Origin of the sequence: Flavobacterium sp. 102 (assembly GCF_003634615.1) — a bacterium.
In the GTDB taxonomy this organism is placed as follows: domain Bacteria; phylum Bacteroidota; class Bacteroidia; order Flavobacteriales; family Flavobacteriaceae; genus Flavobacterium.
In genome coordinates this window covers 2,315,300-2,331,986 of record NZ_RBKX01000001.1, presented here as the reverse complement: position 1 = coordinate 2,331,986, position 16,687 = coordinate 2,315,300, and the positions used below count along the sequence as shown (strand labels likewise).

Sequence of the window (16,687 nt, the reverse complement as noted above, 5' to 3'; positions counted from 1 at the left end):
AGCAATGCTTCGAAGACTGTTCAGCTATTTTGTACCTATTAACATTCACAAGAAAAACTCAGGTGTGAGCAAAACACTGGAAGTCACTTGGAACAATGGACAATTGGTTTTGGACAGTAAAAATACCAATTATTCTTATGGCAGTTTGCAAAGAATTTTGCGCAAAGGACTAAAATACATAGGTTTTGAACGGATTAAGAAATTCGAAAGCATATTGGTTTTAGGCGTTGCCGGCGGAAGTGTGATTAAAACATTGGTTGACGAAATTAAATTTACCGGAAAAATCACCGGCGTTGAAATTGACCAAAACATCGTTGACATTGCCAATCAATACTTTAAACTCAATGAAATTCCCAATTTGGAAATCGTGATTGATGACGCTTTTGAATTTGTTTTAAAGACTAAAGCCAAATACGATTTGATCATCATTGATATTTTTCAAGATACGACGATGCCTAATTTCTTATTTGAAGATTTCTTTATCAACCGAATTAACGAATTGCTTAACACTAATGGGTTTATTTTGTTCAATACAATGGTAATAAACAAAAAGGATGAAGAAAGAAATTTGGCTTATAAAAACAAATTCGGCGGGAATTATTCGCTGCGAATGTATCCCAAAGTAGAAACACATAATGAATTGTTCACCATCAAAAAACTAAATTAATGGGTTTCTTTAAAAAATTACTGATTGGGAAAGTATCAGAAGACTATAATCCCAAATACAATCCAATTGAAAGAAGAATTCTCAACATCAAATCGATTTGGAACAACGACCATCAGGACGATAACGGAATTGAAAAAATATTTCGATTGTTTCTCTCAATTACGCAACTATTGTTTCCGGGTATTTATGTAAAAACTTTAGCTTGTAGAATTGGTTATGCCTATAAAGATTTGGCGATGGACATTTATATATTGCTGAAAGCTCTTTTTCCCTTATTGATTTTGGTAAATGATTGGCAAAACAAACCTTACTTGATTACAATTTTGGTTTATCTCATTTTAGAAACGATTCTTTACATTCCAACCTTGATATTTGCATCGGATTTGTTTGCGACGCCACGTTCTTACAAGCGTTCAATGCTGCTGTTGTTTTTTAATTATTTAGAAGTGGTTATTGCCTTTGGCGTGTTTTATACTTTAGGCAACAATACCAATATTCCTTTTGGTCATTGGTCAGATGCGGTTTATTTCAGTCTAATGACTTCCAATACTATTGGTTATGGTGATTATTTTCCGGTGACTACTTTTGGGAAATTTTTGGCTTCAGTCCAAGCCATGTTTTTCTTATCGTTTGTAATTTTGTTCCTGAATTTCTTTTCGACAAAAGTCAAATCAAAAGGCTACTTTAATAACGATAACGAAGATATTTAAAGCATTTTTCTGGCTTTCTCTAAATCTTCAGGGGTATCAATTCCGATACCAACATGCGTGGTTTCGACCATTCTGATTCGTTTGCCAAATTCTAAATAGCGCAATTGTTCCAATTTCTCAGATGCTTCCAAAGATTTCATGGGCAAATGATAGAAAGCCAACAACGCTTCTTTACGGAAAGCATAAATCCCGATGTGTTTCATATACCGAACACCTACATTAACTTCTCTTGGATAAGGAATCACTGAACGTGAAAAATAGAGCGCAAAACCATTTTGGTCAGTCACAACCTTCACATTATTAGGATTATTGATATCATCTTGGTCTGTAATTTCAAACATGAGCGAAGCCAAATCGACTTTTTTCTCAAAATCATTCAAGAATACTTCGATGACTTTGGACAATGGCGCCGCATTGATAAAAGGTTCGTCGCCTTGCACATTTACGACTATATCAACGTCTAAATTCTCTACCGCTTCAGCAATTCGATCGCTGCCGCTTTCGTGTTCTTTGACGCTCATAATGGCTTTACCTCCATTATTGATGATTTCGTCATAGATTAGAATCGAATCAGTCACGACAAAAACATCCTGAAACAAACCGGTATTGACCGCTGCTTCATAAGTGCGGAGAATAACAGTTTTTCCGCCTAAATCCTGCATGAGTTTGGCAGGAAAACGGGTGGATGCATATCGGGCTGGAATGACGGCGATGATTTTCATTTTTTGAGGTTCTGAGGTTCTGAGTGGCTAAGGTACTGAGTTTTTTTTATTTTTGAGTAGCTGAGTTACTGAGTGCCTAAGTGACTGAGTAATGCCTTTTCTTAAGTTATTCGTGTCGTTTTAAATTTATGCTCAGCAACTATTCTTCAAAACTCTCCTCCTTAAACCCTATCAAATACAATTTATCTTTAGCACGTGTAACGGCTGTATACAACCAGCGCACATAATCCACATCAATGCCATTGGGTAAATAAGGTTGTTCGATAAAGACTGTATTCCATTGTCCGCCTTGGGATTTATGACAAGTAATGGCGTAAGAGAATTTCACCTGAAGTGCGTTGAAATATTCGTTGCTTTTAACTTTTTGAAATTTTCGATACTGTGGTTCACCTTCGTAATCTTTCATGACTTCTTGGTACAAACGATTGCTTTCTTCATAAGTCAATGACGGCGATTCGCTGGTAATCGTGTCCAATAAAACTATGGTTTCAAAGGGTTTTTGATTCGGGTAATCGACCATTCTTATTTTGACTTTGGCGAAATTAAATCCGTACAATTCTTTGAAACTGAAAATCTCCAAAACTTCTGCGATATCACCATTGGCAATAAATCCGGCTTCGTCGGTTTCTTTGAGCCAAAAATAATTGTTCTTCACCACCATTAAATAATCGCCTACGGAAAGCTCGCTTTCTTTGTCGAGAATTCTGGTTCGAATTTGCTGGTTGTATTGGTTCGCTCTTTTATTGGAACGCACAATAAAACAAGTATCTTCAATACTGTAATTACTGTAAGCACTTTGGATTGCATCTTGAATATCAAAACCATCAGTCAAACGAACAATGTCTTTGAAACCTTTTAAATTAAACTGAAACGTATCGACAAAACTGCTTTTCAAAATCTCCCGCAATTCGGTGGCATTGAATAAAATCCCCGATTTCTCTTCTTGACGCATGACTTCATCCAATTCAATCGAAAAAACTTCTTTGTTATAATGCATCGACAACGCATTGGTATCAAGCGCCGGACTAACATCCAATTGCACCGGTGGTAACTGAGCTGTATCGCCCAGAAGAATCAGTTTACAATTGTTTCCGTTGTAAACGTAGGACATCAAATCATCGAGCAATGAACCGTTTTCATACAATTTCGCTTCGGTATTCACATCCGAAATCATCGACGATTCATCGACTATGAAAATGGTGTTTTTATGTTTGTTGCTTTGCATCGTAAACGAAACGCCGCCACCACTTCCCTTTTTAGGAAAATAGATTTTCTTGTGAATGGTAAACGCCGGTTTGTTCGAATAATTGGCAATGACTTTGGCCGCACGACCTGTTGGCGCTAACAACACATATTTTTTATCGACTTCGATTAAATTATTGACAATGGTAGAAATCACGGTGGTTTTTCCGGTTCCGGCGTAACCTTTTAAAACAAAAATTTCGGCTGCATTGGTATTGGTCAAAAAAACAGCAATCTGTTGGAAAAAAATGTCCTGTTTTACAGTCGGCTGAAACGGAAACTGTTGGCGTAAAAGGCTGTAAAACTGGGAAGAAGTCATTAGAGTTTATTCTGAATAATTTGATTTCAAAGATAGTGATTTAGAGGCAAGAAAATAGAGAAAAGAAAATAGACCGTTGCTTGTAAAATGTTATAGATACTGAAACAAGTTCAGTATAAATTTGTAAGTTTGCCAAGTTCGTTTCAACCGAAAAATTATGTGGCAAAACACCAGCGTTGTAGATAAAACTTATCGAAAACTAGCGATTCAGGTTTCCCTGAATGGTTTGTCGTTTGTGACCTTTGATACGATACTCAACAAACCTTTGGCACTCAAAACCATTTCGATGGGCAAAGTCAATGTGACTTCTAAAATCGAAGACTTGTTTGCTGAAGCTTTTCAAAACAATCCCGAACTCAAAGCCGGTTATGATGATATCGTGATTGTTCACAGTAACAATCTTTCGACCTTTGTACCAACAGCTTTGTTTGACGAAGAATATTTAGGAAGCTATTTGCAATTCAATACCAAAGTTTTTGAAACTGATTTTTTTGCCTTTGACGAATTGGCAAACTACGAAATGAACAATGTTTACATTCCGTATGTGAATATGAACAATTATTTCATTGACCAATTTGGTACTTTTGATTACAAACATGCCAATAGTATTTTGGTCCAAAAATTACTCGAAGTTTCCCGAAACAATGAAGAACGCAAGATGTTTGTACATGTGAGCGACAGTCATTTTGAAATCGTGATTGTTCAAAATCAGAAATTACAACTTTTCAACACTTTTGATTATAAAACCGCTGAAGATTTTATTTACTACATCCTATTCACTGCAGAACAACTGCATTTGAATCCGGAAAGTTTTAAATTAGAAATGTTGGGCAAAATTACAGAAGGCGATGCGCTTTACACTATCGCTTATAAATATGTGCGTAACGTTTCGTTGTTTGACATGAGTTCGATACAGAATCAATTCACCGAAACCGAAAACCGCGAGCACTTTATACTTTTACACTCATGAGAATCATCTCGGGCCAATACAAAGGCCGAAGAATAGCACCACCTAAAAACCTTCCGGTTCGTCCAACAACTGATATGAGCAAGGAAGCTTTATTTAATGTGCTAAACAACCATTTTAACTTTTCGGAACTGAAAATTTTGGAGCTTTTTGCCGGCACCGGAAGTATCAGTTATGAGTTTGCCTCTCGAGGTTGTTCACCAATTTTGTGCGTCGATGGCGATATGGGTTGTGTGAATTTCATCAAAAAAACGGCTAAAGAATTTGACTTTGACATTACGGCGATTAAAAGTGATGTATTCAAGTTTTTGGAAAAACACAAAGGCAATTACGACATTATCTTTGCCGATCCGCCTTATGGCATGTCGCAATCAGCATTCGAGCAAATCATCGAACTGATTTTTGAAAATGAATTGATGGATGAAGAAGGCATGCTTGTCGTTGAACATTCGAAATACACCAAATTAGACCATATGGCGAATTATTCGTTCCAAAAAAACTATGGTGGTTCGGTATTTACTTTCTTCGAATTTGAAGGCGATGATGAAGAATCGGAAGATATTGAAGATGAAGATTAATAAAAATCTATCGTTTCTATTGCTCCATTCACAAATTCAACAGAAACCATAATACTGTTGTCTTCAGTGTAATATTCGAAATCAAAATCTGCGTCATTGGTTTCCTCATCAAAATAAATAGAAATATCATCTAAACGAAAATCGCGTGAAAGATTGATTTGTTTTTCAGGGAATTTTAAATCAATTTCCTGCTGAACGCTATAATTCAAATCGGGAATAGTATCCACAATCTGATAGGCTTTTTGGAGTGCAACCGGATATGGACCATTCAAATCACCATCGATGGAAAGCGCTATTGATTTCACTCCTTTTGTTTTCGATTTTACTTTGCCGTCCCAAGAAAAATATTCATCTGATGATTTATAGTCACAAGTGAGTTTTCCAAGTTTAGCATCCATTATGATTTTGACTTGTTTTAGCGGTTCACCTGCAAAAAGCGACTTTAAGAATTGAAGCATAAATTGGAATTTAAAAACATTCTACTACAATAATAAGACAATTACTTTTCAAAAACTAAAGTATTGGCTTCGGCACCCAAATCAATTAAGTGTTTATTGATGTCGCGCACAAAATCCTCAGGTCCACAAACGTAGAAATGTTGACTGAAATTGACAATGTGTTCAATCAAAAAATTGCGATCAATACGTTTTCCGATAAAACCAATCGTATTTTCCCTGGTTAAGACATTGATGAAATTTTTCTTCAACATTCTGAACAATTCCTGTCCCATGATGATGTCTTCGGAAGTTTTATTGACATAAATAAGTCGATTACCATTAATTAAATTGTGTTTGTATAACTCTCGAAATATTGAAATAAAAGGTGTAATTCCCGAACCGGCTGCTATAAAAACTCCCGGTCCTTTGTACTGAATGGCACCGAAAACATCGTGTAAAATCAGTTCATCACCGGCATTGGTTCGCCCGAGCTCTTTCGTTACACCATTTTGATTGTTGTAAATTTTAATCATGAACTCAAGTTGTTTTGACTCTCTTAGGTTGGTAAAAGTGAAAGGTCTTAATTGATCTTTCCACTCCGGAAGATTGATAGACAATTCCGTTGCTTGTCCGGGAATAAAATCAAAACCCTCCGGTTTTTCCACGACAAATTTTTTGACATCATGGGTGATGAATTTGGCTTCGAGTACTTTTACAATATGGGCGTTCATAAATTTGGAATAATAGCGTTAATAAGATCTCACTCTAACAAAGTTATGAATAATGACGTAGAAAATCGAAACCGTTTGCTTTTACCTAATTCTTCCCGAGTTTTCGTCTATACTTTTCTCTTTGAATTCTGATTTTTTTATTTTTCCAAAAGAATATTTAACTGCTAAAGAAATGGCACGCGAATCGGTGTAATACTTTCCTTTGGCAGAAACATTATTGATGGTGAATTCATTTTTAAAATTCATCTTTCTAAAAATGTCATCCCAACTCAAAGTACAATCCAACTGTTTGAAAAAAGTTTTGGAAACCGCTGCGTTTACTACAAAAAGAGCGTTTCCTTCATAAATACCCAACTTTTGTTTGGTCAAACCCCAAGCATTAATTGACAGGTCTATTTTTTTTGGCAACGTAAAAACATGATTGGTATAAAAATACAAATTCGGTTCTGATTCGTTTACAACAGCCGATTTATCTTCAACTTTATTTTGACTTAAACTCAACACATTGGTATTGGTCCAAAATTTATATTTAAAAGGAAGCGTCAATTCGATATTGAAGTTTGTTTCCTTCTCAAAATTGGTTGAGATAAAAGTCAACAGATTTTGCGTCTCATTATAAGAGGTACTGTAGTAAACCGGATTGGTTGTTCTAAAATAAGCCACTTTAATTGATTTGTCTTTGTATTGATAGCCTATCGAAATTTCATCAGACAACGTTGGATCTAAGTTGATATTGTCACACCAAACTAAATACGGATTGATATAAATTGTTGTCTGACTTGTAGCCGAAAAGTTAGGCCGCGTGATACTTTTGGCGTAATTCATACTTATGGAGTTACTGCTGTCGATTGCTATCTCTAATTGTGCTTTTGGAAAAAGATTGATGTAATCTTTATCAATAGACAAACTGCTTTCTGTGGCATATTTCCCTTTAGCTATCGTATTTTCTGCTCTAAGTCCTATTGTATAATTTACTTTTTTATAACTGCCGGAAAATTGGGTATAAGCCGCTATGTTCTTTTCTTTAAAATGATAAATAGAATTTACAGAGCTTGGCAGATTAATATTTTCAACTTCAAAATCAGTATCCGCATTGGCCTGCAAATAAAGGCCTCCAAGTTCTAACTTCATGTCGTTTTTGAACTTTTTCTCCAAATCAATTCGGCCCGAAAAAACGTCAATGCCAAACATCTGGTTTCGGTATTGTTCCAATTCAAATCCGGTATCATTGTAATCATTGGAAATCGCACTCTTCATTTTTTGATTAAAACTTGAATATTGAAACCCTGAAAACAGTACAACATCCAAACCTTTAAATTTATGATTGTAGTTTAAAAAGCTGTTCGTGAAATTTCGATATTCATCATTATTGCTCAAGGTATTGATCTCATTAATTCCATTTTGGTCTTGGTTAAATGTATGCGTTACAATGTCAAAAATATCGTCTTGACTTCTTCGACTAAAGTTTCCCGAAAGATAATCGTCTTCATTTATTTTATAAAAAACGCCGCCGCCAAAGATAAACTGAGGTCTTTTGGTTACCGCAGTCACTAAATAATCCGATTGGATACCAAAATCAGGCATCGTAAAATCATTGCCGTTGCTTTCCCAGACTTTGAGTTGATTGTAATTGAAATTGGCTTTAAACTCTAATTTACCCGATTTTACATTGCCATTTATTCCCGAATAATTATTAAAGTATTTTTTGAAAGAAGCAGTTTCTGAAACCACCACTTTATAGCCTTCTTTTTTGCTGAACTTTCGAGTAATCAGAATTACTGCTCTGCCATTGGCTTCATATTTTGAAGATGGATTGTTGATGATTTCAATGGTTTTGATGTCTTCGACCGCTAACGAATTCAAATCATTCATGTCAGCTTTTTGGTTGTCGATATACAATAACGGACTGCCTTTTCCAACTATAGAAATGCTTTCTTTATCAGGACTAATTTGGATTTTGGGTAATCTCGCCAACAAATCAAGCGTGTTGGGCACTGAATTATAAATAGAATTAGCGACGTCCACTTTGATGTTTCCGTTTTTGTTGGTAAAGGTTTTGGTTTCCTTTTCTATTACAACTTCTTCCAGTTCTTTGGGTTTTTCTTGCTGTGTTTTTTCTTGTGCCAAAGCGAATTGGGCAATTAATAGGGCTAATAATAAACAGATTTTGTACATTTTTCATGATTTTTATTGGTCGCAAAAATGTTTCTATTTTTTGATCCCGAAAGTTAATTGGAGGTTAATGCACGGTTAAAAGTTTTATTTGAACATAATTCTCTTAATTTTGAAAAATCATTCCAATGTTGTGAAGCAAAAAATAAATTTATTAATCGGGTTTTCTACCATAGTATTATTGGTGCTTTGCGCTATTCAAATCTATTTGGTTAAAACAACTTATGATTATAAAGTCGAGCAGTTTCACGCTGAAGTCAAAGACAAAATCGGGAACATTACCAATAATTACACTGACCTTGACTCAAGTATTTTCTTCAAAAAAGAAATCCTTTATAAAAGCATCGCCGAAAAATTTATCAAAGACAAAAGCTATAGAAATCAAGTCAAAGCCGATTTATTAGCCAATGAATATCGCAATGTTTTGACCAATCGCTTGCGCCAGAAACTGAGCCAAGAATTTAAAGACAACGAAGTTACTTTTGCGGTTGTCGTCAATAAGTTCATCGTTTTTGATAACGCTACCAAAACCGATACGATTTTTTCCGAAAATCCAACAATTCAAAATGCGGTTTATGGCAATTTGACATCACTAGAAGATGCTTTTATGGTTCGGAATTATGTGGGTACAACCAGCGGTTTTAAAAATGACAACTATAAATTATTAACCGAAGATTGTTTGTATGTTTCGGTAGCCAATTGGGAACAAATCATTTTGAGCCGAATGACTACGATACTGATTTTGTCAATTCTTTCGATGTTGGTTTTGGTAACCTTATTCGTAATCGCCATCAAAGCCTTGATTCAACAGAAAAAAGTAAGCGATGTCAAAACCGATTTCATCAACAACATCACGCATGAATTGAAAACACCGTTAACAACTTTAAGCGTTTCGACCAAAATGTTAGCGCGTGAAGATGTGAAAGAAAACGAAACGGTTTTCAAGGCTATTCTTGAGACGGTAAATCGCCAAAATATTCGTTTGCAAAATATCATCGACCAAGTAATGAGCAATTCGCTGGGTTTTGAGGAAATTGAATTGCAAAAAGAAAAGGTAAAAACGACTACTTTATTGCAAACTATTATTGCCGATTTTAATTTGGCTTACCCAAATGTTCAGATTTTGCATGATTTTAACGTGACTGAAGTTACGCTCAATTTAGATAAATTCCATTTGACGACCGCTATCAATAATGTGTTGGAAAATGCCGTTAAATATGGTTGCCAAAATATCACTATCGTGACTTCCCAAGAAAATGACCAATTTAACATCAGTATTCAGGATGATGGTATTGGCATTGCGAAAACCAAACAACCGTTACTTTTCGAAAAATTTTATCGTGTTGAACAAGGCAATCTCCATAACACCAAAGGTCTTGGTCTTGGCCTGTATTATGTTGACCAAATTATCAAAGCACACCAAGGTTCTATAAAAGTGGTGAGCGAATTGGGTAAAGGCGCAGCGTTCACCATTAGTATTCCTGCAGTTTAATTTATGAAAAAAATACTTTTAGCCGAAGATGATATTGATTTTGCCCATGTGTTGAAACAATATTTAGAGATACATCAATTTCAAGTTTATTGGGCCAAAGATGGCGAAGAAGCGTGGCAAGTGTTCCAAAAAGAAACTTTTGTCATTTGCATTTTTGATGTGATGATGCCCAAGATGGACGGCTTTACTTTAGCCGAAAAATGCATTAATCACAATCCAGATATTCCGTTTTTGTTCTTAACCGCTCGAAACCAAAGCGAAGACAAAATCAAAGGCCTAAAACTCGGTGCCGATGACTATATCATCAAACCTTTTGAAGCCGATGAATTGGTATTGCGGTTGAACAATATTTTAAAAAGAACTTCCAAAGATGCTTTTGTTAAATCCAATACCAATGAGATTCAAATTGGAAATTATGTTTTTCACACTTACCGTTTAGAATTAAAATTGGGAAATAAAGTCCAGCAACTTACCGAAAGAGACGCAGCATTGATTACTTTTTTATTCCAAAATAAAAACCAATTACTGAAACGCGATCAAATATTACAAGCCGTTTGGAAAACCGATGACTATTTCTCCGGAAGAAGTATGGATGTTTACATCAGTAAGCTTCGAAAATATTTTGCTGAAGATGCCAATATTTCTATTGAAAGTGTGAGAAGTATTGGGTTAGAGTTTAAAGTGAAATCATAAATAGAATATCCTGATTGGCATCGGATTCAATTCAACTAACGACTTTGAAAAAAAGCAGACCTATAAGCCGGATTCTGTATCTCGATTGCTCGAAACCCTTATCATTTATCTAGGCCAACAATTGCTCATTGGCTCGAGCTTCCTACCCTTCGACAACGGACGAGTCATCCTTAAATGCCGATATACTTGGAATTTCACCGCATAGAGTTTACCTGGTTTCACTACAGCCTTACCTGTACATACTTTCTGTTGCACTTGTCCTCATCTCACGACGGACGGGCGTTACCCGCTATGCTACTCTGTGGTGTCCGGACTTTCCTTCCCGATAAATCGGAACGATAAGGCGGTCTGCGATGCAAAGAAACAATTTTAAATTTTGAATGGTGAATTTTGAATGGTGAATTTTGAATTTGATTTCATACTTTTAAAATAAATTAAATGTCTATGCGTTTTAAAAAGTATCTTCTTATTCTTCTCCTATTCTATTATGGAAATTCCTTTGCTTGTAAGTGTAGGGAATTTGAAAAAGAAATAATGGTCGAAAGAGGATTAGAAAGTGCAGATATCGTTTTTTATGGCGAATTGATAAAACTAGATACAATAAGTAATACTTATGCATTTAAAATTATTGAATTATTTAAAGGCAATTATGAACCAAAGACAATAACTTCATTCTCCGAATCAAATTGTGATTTTTATTTTAACGAAAAAGGTTTATGCATCATTTATGCTAATATTAATAAAAATAAAACTTTGATAAATATTAGTGCTTGTAGTCCGTCACAATCGATGGATTTTGGACCTGGTTTTCCTCCTATTCCATTTGAATTTGATTCAGCTGGTAAAACTGTTCCAAAAAATGAAATTGAAATGAAATTATTTGATTTAGAAAACAAAAACAAGTCTTTAAGTACTTTTATTTACCAACTTGAAAAATTAAGACAATACAAATTGGCACAAAATACCATTACAACTCAAATGAAAAATGATTTTAGCGATAAAGCCCTGATTATTTCCCTAATTGTCAACGCTATACTTTTATTAACTATTATCTTTCTAATTGTTAGTAAAAAAACCTCAAATAACCGAATTACCAAATAACCAAACCAACAAAAATTCTATATTTGTAATCCGATTAAATTCTATGGAACAATTTGTAGTATCAGCCCGAAAGTATCGTCCCCAAACGTTTAAAGACGTTGTTGGACAACAGGCTATTACCAATACTTTACTCAATGCCATAGAAAACAATCACTTGGCTTCTGCCCTATTGTTTACCGGACCAAGAGGTGTTGGAAAAACTACTTGTGCGCGTATTTTGGCCAGAAAGATCAACCAACCCGGTTACGACGATCCGTTTGAAGATTTTGCATTTAATGTCTTCGAATTGGATGCTGCTTCGAACAACTCTGTGGATGACATCAGAAATCTGATTGACCAAGTTAGAATCCCGCCACAAACCGGACAATATAAAGTGTATATCATTGACGAGGTGCACATGTTGTCTTCGGCAGCGTTTAATGCGTTTCTGAAAACGTTGGAAGAACCGCCAAAGCACGCGATATTCATTTTGGCCACAACCGAAAAACATAAAATCATTCCGACTATATTGTCGCGTTGTCAAATATTTGACTTTAAACGCATTACCGTAAAAGACGCTAAAGAACATTTGGCAGAAGTAGCGACTAGTCAAGGTGTGGTTTTTGAAGACGACGCTTTGCACATTATTGCTCAAAAAGCTGATGGTGCGATGCGTGATGCTTTGTCGATTTTTGACCGCGTGGTTTCTTTTTGCGGCAACAATTTGACCCGTCAAGCGGTGACAGAAAACTTAAACGTTTTGGATTACGAGACATATATCAACATCACCGATTTGATTTTGGAGCATAAAATTCCGGAAGTCTTGTTGGCTTATAATGATATTTTGTCTAAAGGTTTTGACGGACACCATTTTATTGCCGGATTGGCTTCGCATTTCAGAGATTTATTAGTTGCCCAAAACCCTGCGACACTTACTTTATTAGAAATGGGTGAAGCGGCACAAAAACTTTACGGACAACAATCACAAAAAGCAACACAAGAATTTTTACTTAAAGGAATCAACTTGGCGAATGATTGTGATTTAAAATACAAAGTTTCCCAAAACCAACGCTTGTTGGTTGAACTCACGCTGATGCAAATAAGCTCTATCACTTTTGATGGAGAAAAAAAAAAGTTGACTTTATAATTCCACCTACTTATTATCGTAGAAATGATTATTCGATTGCGGAAGTAGCTAAGAAGCCGGAAATAATTCAGACTCCAGAAAGCAGAACGCAGAACGCAGAAGATATTCAGGACACAGAAAGCAGAATTCAGAATACAGAAGAAGTTGTAGTTAGCGAACCGACAACAGACAACAGTCAACCGACAACCGAGAACTTACAACCTACAACTTCTGTCATCCCGAGCGCAGTCGAGGGACAACCCAAAGTTTCCGCTTTATCACTTGCCAGTATTCGAGCCAAAAAAGAAATGGCCGAAGCCCATAAATCTGTTGTAAAAGACACGGTTCATTTGCCGAACGAACCTTTTACCGAAACCGAGATGTTGGAACAATGGTTGAAATATGCCCAACGGATGGAAGACAAAGGGTTTCGTATCATTGCTTCGTTGTTAACCATTAACGACCCAATTCTTGACGGCACGATGATCATTCATGAATTGCCGAATGAGAGTTCAAAAATAGATTTTGAAAAAGAAAAACCTGAAATTTTAGGTTATTTACGTGGTAAACTTCACAACCACGACCTTACCATTACTGTAAAAGTCAACGAAACTTTGGTGGTAAAAAGAGCTTTTACCAATCAAGACAAATACAACCGCTTGGTAGAAATCAACCCGAATTTAGAGTTATTGAAAAAGATGTTTGATTTGGATGTTTAAAGCGTTCCTTGATACATCGCTTTTACAATTCCATCAGCTAAACCAATTTTTGGCACAAACAACTGACGTGCGCCACTCCATTTCATCGCATTCAAATACACACGCGTCGCCGGAATGATTACATCGGCACGGTCGGTATTTAAAGCTAATTCTGCAATTCTTTGTTCGTAGGTTAGCGAATTCAAGTATTGGTATTGAGAATTTAAATATAAATAAGACAACGGTTTGTCTTGCATTTTGCCCGACAATTTGAACAACTTATTAATGTTACCGCCGGAACCGATGAGGATTACATTTTCGTATTCGGCGGTGTTGGCTTTAATCCATTTTTCGATTTCTTCCCAAACGATATCGCTTACCATATTGTTCAGCATGCGAACGGTACCAATTTTAAAAGATTTGGACGCGACCATTTTACCATCACTAAACAAAGAGAATTCAGTACTTCCGCCACCTACATCTACATATAAATAGGTTTGATCTGTTTTAAGGAAACTATGTAAATCGGATGAAGCGATGATGGTAGCTTCAATTTTACCATCGATAATATCAATATCAATGTCGCATTTTTCACGAATGGTGTTTGCAACTTCTTTCCCATTGTAAGCTTCTCGCATTGCTGAAGTGGCGCAAGCTTTGTATTTTTCAACCTTGTACACTTTCATCAATAGTTTGAATGCTTTCATGGCATCCACCATTCTATCAATATTATCTTCTGAAATTTCGCCTACCGTAAAAGCATCTTGCCCTAGACGAATGGGCACCCGAATCAAGGCACTTTTATTGAATTGCGTTTCTTTGTCTTTTTGTTCAACAATATTGGTAATGAGCAATCGCATGGCATTGGAACCAATATCAATGGCTGCATATTTTTTAATGGATATCATTCGCTTTATAACTTATTGCTTTGTTTATTTGTTTTGATTTCACAAAAATCCAATCGGTCACGATAGTAATTATAGGTTTCAAATTGGGCACGGAAAATTGCTTCTCCATCTTTGCGAACTCTGTATTTATTTTCAAATTTTTCAGAATGGAATCGGGCTTTTACATTTCCTTTCCAACCTACATTAAATGTATCGATTATCTGCTTTTTGATTTCTTCATCATAAATAGGACACGTTACTTCTACACGACCATCAAGGTTTCTGGTCATAAAATCGGCAGAAGAAATGTAGACTTCCGGATTGTCGTCATTGCAGAAAATATATGAACGCGTATGTTCCAAAAGATAATCTACTATACTAATCGCTTCAATATTTTCACTCATGCCTTTCACACCGGGAATTAACGAACAAATGCCTCGAACTTGCAATTTGATTTTTACACCAGCATTACTCGCTTCATATAATTTGTCAATAATTGGATAATCGGAAAGACTGTTCATCTTTAAATTAATATAAGCCGGACGGCCGGTTATGGCATTATTGATTTCGCGGTCAATCAATTTATAAAACTTGGATCGTGTATAATGAGGTGAAACAATCAGGTGTTTGTATCGGTGAATTCGATAATTGACATCAAAGAAATCGAATATTTTAGAAACGTCCTTTAATATTTGTTGGTGACTGGTAAACAAAGTCAAATCGGTATAAATTTTGGCCGTAGTTTCGTTGAAATTTCCTGTCGAAATAAAGCCATAACGTTTCACTTTTCCGTCTTCTACTCTATCGATGACGCAGATTTTACTATGCACTTTTAAACCTTTGATTCCAAAAATCAATTCGATTCCTTCCTGTTGCATTTGTTCGGCATAAGAAATATTACTGGCTTCATCGAATCGGGCTTGTAACTCAATTTGAACCGTAACTTTCTTTCCGTTTTTAGCAGCATTGATCAGCGAACTGATGATTTGAGAGTTTTTGGCCAAACGGTATAAAGTAATTTTAATGTTGGTTACTTTGGGATCCAATGCGGCTTCGCGAAGGAATTTAATCAAATAAGAAAATGACTGAAATGGTGCGTTAATCAGGTAATCTTTTTTGGCAATTTTATTCAAAATACTACCATCGAGTGACAAACCTTCTACCGGAAGTGGTGCTTTAGGTTGGTATAACAAATCAAATCTCCCTAAGTTTGGGAAGTTCATATAGTCGCGACGGTTGTGGTATCTTCCGCCGGGAATTATACCATCGGACTTTTCGATTTCGAGTTTATTCAGGAAAAATTTAAGCGTGTCTTTTTCAATGGATTGGTCATATACAAAACGTACCGGTTCACCGATTCTGCGGTCTTTTACCGAAGAGGCAATCTTTTCGAGCATACTTTTGCTCATATCACTGTCAATATCGAGTTGCGCATCACGAGTGATTTTAATCATGTGTGCTGAGATACTTTCGTATTCGAAAATATTAAATATACTGCTCAAGTTATAACGAATAACATCATCCAACAACATCAGATATTGTTTACCGTCTTTGTCCGGAAGTTCCACTATTCTGTTTGTGTTTTTCGGAATTTCAATGATAGCGTATCTGATTTCGGGTTTGGGTTTTACCCAACCGAGCATCTTTGGTTTTTGCTCGACTTTCATTACTAATTTAACAGCCAAATAACCCGAAGCATCTTTTAACAAAGGGAATTCTGCTAAGTCATTTAAGATAATTGTCACCAATTCAGGACTGACTTTTTGGATAAAAAAATCTTTCACAAAATTTTCATGTTCGCCGGTAACTTCCTCTTCATTGATAATAATGATGTTTTGCTTGACCAATTCTTTTTCAATATTGGTAAGTACTCTTAAACTTTCTGCTTGTTGTTTGATTACAATTTCGGTAATTTCTTTAACGAGTTGTTGGGCTGAAATCCCGCCTAATATCTTTTCGCCTGAAACACCGGATAAACTCAAACGGCGAACAGCGGCGAATCGCACGCGGAAAAATTCGTCTAAATTATTGGAAAAAATACCGATAAACCTAAGTCTTTCTAATAAAGGAACGGATTCATCTGCCGCTTCTTGTAATACTCTGGCGTTGAATGCCAACCAACTCTTTTCTCTATCTATATATCGAAAACTATTTTCTGTGCTCATA

General features: G+C 35.8%; 16 protein-coding genes and 1 other RNA gene. 9 read left to right on the top strand and 8 right to left on the bottom strand.

The genetic code is table 11. The features are described 5' to 3' along the window. The first annotated feature begins 4 nt into the window (after positions 1–4). Both C8C84_RS10100 and C8C84_RS10095 read left to right on the top strand, forming a co-directional pair. Complete coding sequence (locus C8C84_RS10100) at positions 5–667, top strand: spermidine synthase (RefSeq protein ID WP_121313526.1); 663 nt, start codon at positions 5–7, stop codon at positions 665–667. After that, entirely contained in the window at positions 667–1,377 is a 711-nt protein-coding gene (locus tag C8C84_RS10095; RefSeq protein ID WP_121313525.1) for a potassium channel family protein, read from the top strand. Before C8C84_RS10100 ends, C8C84_RS10095 begins: the two co-directional genes overlap by 1 nt. Here the strand turns inward: C8C84_RS10095 and kdsB are convergent. Together kdsB and C8C84_RS10085 are read right to left on the bottom strand one after the other, a co-directional pair. After that, the gene (gene kdsB, locus C8C84_RS10090) at positions 1,374–2,099 is read right to left on the bottom strand and encodes a 3-deoxy-manno-octulosonate cytidylyltransferase (RefSeq protein ID WP_121313524.1); all 726 of its coding nucleotides are present in this window, start codon (positions 2,097–2,099) and stop codon (positions 1,374–1,376) included. The genes C8C84_RS10095 and kdsB overlap by 4 nt on opposite strands. 139 nt (positions 2,100–2,238) lie before the next feature. After that, positions 2,239–3,660: an ATP-dependent RecD-like DNA helicase gene (locus C8C84_RS10085; protein WP_121313523.1), complete on the bottom strand. Its 1,422-nt coding sequence runs from the start codon at positions 3,658–3,660 to the stop codon at positions 2,239–2,241. Between the two features lie 157 nt (positions 3,661–3,817). On the opposite strand from C8C84_RS10085, the gene C8C84_RS10080 reads away from it, so the two are divergent. Both C8C84_RS10080 and rsmD read left to right on the top strand, forming a co-directional pair. Further along, positions 3,818–4,630, top strand: a complete 813-nt coding sequence (locus tag C8C84_RS10080) for a DUF3822 family protein (protein WP_233549770.1) — start codon at positions 3,818–3,820, stop codon at positions 4,628–4,630. Beyond that, a complete protein-coding gene (gene rsmD, locus C8C84_RS10075; protein WP_121313521.1) occupies positions 4,627–5,205 on the top strand; it encodes a 16S rRNA (guanine(966)-N(2))-methyltransferase RsmD in 579 nt (192 codons plus the stop codon). Before C8C84_RS10080 ends, rsmD begins: the two co-directional genes overlap by 4 nt. On the opposite strand, the gene C8C84_RS10070 is transcribed toward rsmD, so the two are convergent. From C8C84_RS10070 to C8C84_RS10060, 3 genes are all read right to left on the bottom strand, one after another. Then, on the bottom strand, positions 5,202–5,663 hold the full coding sequence (locus C8C84_RS10070) for a hypothetical protein (RefSeq protein ID WP_121313520.1): 462 nt from the start codon (positions 5,661–5,663) through the stop codon (positions 5,202–5,204). The genes rsmD and C8C84_RS10070 overlap by 4 nt on opposite strands. Before the next feature lie 41 nt (positions 5,664–5,704). Next, positions 5,705–6,373 carry an FAD-binding oxidoreductase gene (locus C8C84_RS10065; RefSeq protein WP_121313519.1) on the bottom strand — a complete coding sequence of 223 codons (669 nt, stop codon included), beginning with the start codon at positions 6,371–6,373 and terminating at the stop codon, positions 5,705–5,707. Positions 6,374–6,454: 81 nt separating this feature from the next. Next, positions 6,455–8,548, bottom strand: coding sequence for an outer membrane beta-barrel family protein (locus tag C8C84_RS10060; RefSeq protein WP_121313518.1), 2,094 nt, complete (start codon positions 8,546–8,548; stop codon positions 6,455–6,457). Positions 8,549–8,636: 88 nt separating this feature from the next. Between C8C84_RS10060 and C8C84_RS10055 the strand changes: the two genes are divergently transcribed. Next, on the top strand, positions 8,637–10,037 hold the full coding sequence (locus C8C84_RS10055) for a sensor histidine kinase KdpD (RefSeq protein WP_233549768.1): 1,401 nt from the start codon (positions 8,637–8,639) through the stop codon (positions 10,035–10,037). Positions 10,038–10,040: 3 nt separating this feature from the next. Continuing rightward, complete coding sequence (locus C8C84_RS10050) at positions 10,041–10,730, top strand: response regulator transcription factor (protein ID WP_121313517.1); 690 nt, start codon at positions 10,041–10,043, stop codon at positions 10,728–10,730. 47 nt (positions 10,731–10,777) lie between these two features. Here the strand turns inward: C8C84_RS10050 and rnpB are convergent. Next, positions 10,778–11,085, bottom strand: an RNA gene (rnpB, locus tag C8C84_RS10045) — RNase P RNA component class A. A 179-nt stretch (positions 11,086–11,264) separates the two neighbouring features. Here rnpB and C8C84_RS10040 point away from each other — a divergent pair. The 3 genes from C8C84_RS10040 to C8C84_RS10030 all read left to right on the top strand — a co-directional run bounded on the left by C8C84_RS10040 (position 11,265) and on the right by C8C84_RS10030 (position 13,655). After that, positions 11,265–11,831 (top strand): hypothetical protein, encoded by a 567-nt coding sequence (locus C8C84_RS10040; RefSeq protein WP_121313516.1) that lies wholly within the window; start codon positions 11,265–11,267, stop codon positions 11,829–11,831. 43 nt (positions 11,832–11,874) lie between these two features. Continuing rightward, positions 11,875–12,957: a DNA polymerase III subunit gamma/tau gene (dnaX, locus tag C8C84_RS10035; protein ID WP_121315031.1), complete on the top strand. Its 1,083-nt coding sequence runs from the start codon at positions 11,875–11,877 to the stop codon at positions 12,955–12,957. Between the two features lie 287 nt (positions 12,958–13,244). Next, positions 13,245–13,655 (top strand): DNA polymerase III subunit gamma/tau, encoded by a 411-nt coding sequence (locus tag C8C84_RS10030; protein ID WP_199717134.1) that lies wholly within the window; start codon positions 13,245–13,247, stop codon positions 13,653–13,655. Here the strand turns inward: C8C84_RS10030 and C8C84_RS10025 are convergent. Together C8C84_RS10025 and ppk1 are read right to left on the bottom strand one after the other, a co-directional pair. Beyond that, a complete protein-coding gene (locus tag C8C84_RS10025) occupies positions 13,652–14,542 on the bottom strand; it encodes a rod shape-determining protein (RefSeq protein ID WP_121313515.1) in 891 nt (296 codons plus the stop codon). The two genes, C8C84_RS10030 and C8C84_RS10025, sit on opposite strands and share 4 nt — an antisense overlap. A gap of 5 nt (positions 14,543–14,547) precedes the next feature. Next, positions 14,548–16,686: a polyphosphate kinase 1 gene (gene ppk1, locus C8C84_RS10020; RefSeq protein ID WP_199717131.1), complete on the bottom strand. Its 2,139-nt coding sequence runs from the start codon at positions 16,684–16,686 to the stop codon at positions 14,548–14,550. Position 16,687 lies beyond the last annotated feature (1 nt).

Excerpts from the sequence above, each read along its gene's own strand:
- C8C84_RS10065 (WP_121313519.1), bottom strand. The coding sequence starts at position 6,373 with ATGAACGCCCATATTGTAAAAGTACTCGAAGCCAAATTCATCACCCAT.
- C8C84_RS10080 (WP_233549770.1), top strand. The coding sequence starts at position 3,818 with ATGTGGCAAAACACCAGCGTTGTAGATAAAACTTATCGAAAACTAGCG.
- rsmD (WP_121313521.1), top strand. The coding sequence starts at position 4,627 with ATGAGAATCATCTCGGGCCAATACAAAGGCCGAAGAATAGCACCACCT.
- C8C84_RS10100 (WP_121313526.1), top strand. The coding sequence starts at position 5 with ATGCTTCGAAGACTGTTCAGCTATTTTGTACCTATTAACATTCACAAG.
- C8C84_RS10070 (WP_121313520.1), bottom strand. The coding sequence starts at position 5,663 with ATGCTTCAATTCTTAAAGTCGCTTTTTGCAGGTGAACCGCTAAAACAA.
- C8C84_RS10095 (WP_121313525.1), top strand. The coding sequence starts at position 667 with ATGGGTTTCTTTAAAAAATTACTGATTGGGAAAGTATCAGAAGACTAT.
- C8C84_RS10060 (WP_121313518.1), bottom strand. The coding sequence starts at position 8,548 with ATGTACAAAATCTGTTTATTATTAGCCCTATTAATTGCCCAATTCGCT.
- C8C84_RS10085 (WP_121313523.1), bottom strand. The coding sequence starts at position 3,660 with ATGACTTCTTCCCAGTTTTACAGCCTTTTACGCCAACAGTTTCCGTTT.
- dnaX (WP_121315031.1), top strand. The coding sequence starts at position 11,875 with ATGGAACAATTTGTAGTATCAGCCCGAAAGTATCGTCCCCAAACGTTT.
- C8C84_RS10040 (WP_121313516.1), top strand. The coding sequence starts at position 11,265 with ATGGTCGAAAGAGGATTAGAAAGTGCAGATATCGTTTTTTATGGCGAA.
- ppk1 (WP_199717131.1), bottom strand. The coding sequence starts at position 16,686 with ATGAGCACAGAAAATAGTTTTCGATATATAGATAGAGAAAAGAGTTGG.
- C8C84_RS10025 (WP_121313515.1), bottom strand. The coding sequence starts at position 14,542 with ATGATATCCATTAAAAAATATGCAGCCATTGATATTGGTTCCAATGCC.
- kdsB (WP_121313524.1), bottom strand. The coding sequence starts at position 2,099 with ATGAAAATCATCGCCGTCATTCCAGCCCGATATGCATCCACCCGTTTT.
- C8C84_RS10030 (WP_199717134.1), top strand. The coding sequence starts at position 13,245 with ATGGCCGAAGCCCATAAATCTGTTGTAAAAGACACGGTTCATTTGCCG.
- C8C84_RS10050 (WP_121313517.1), top strand. The coding sequence starts at position 10,041 with ATGAAAAAAATACTTTTAGCCGAAGATGATATTGATTTTGCCCATGTG.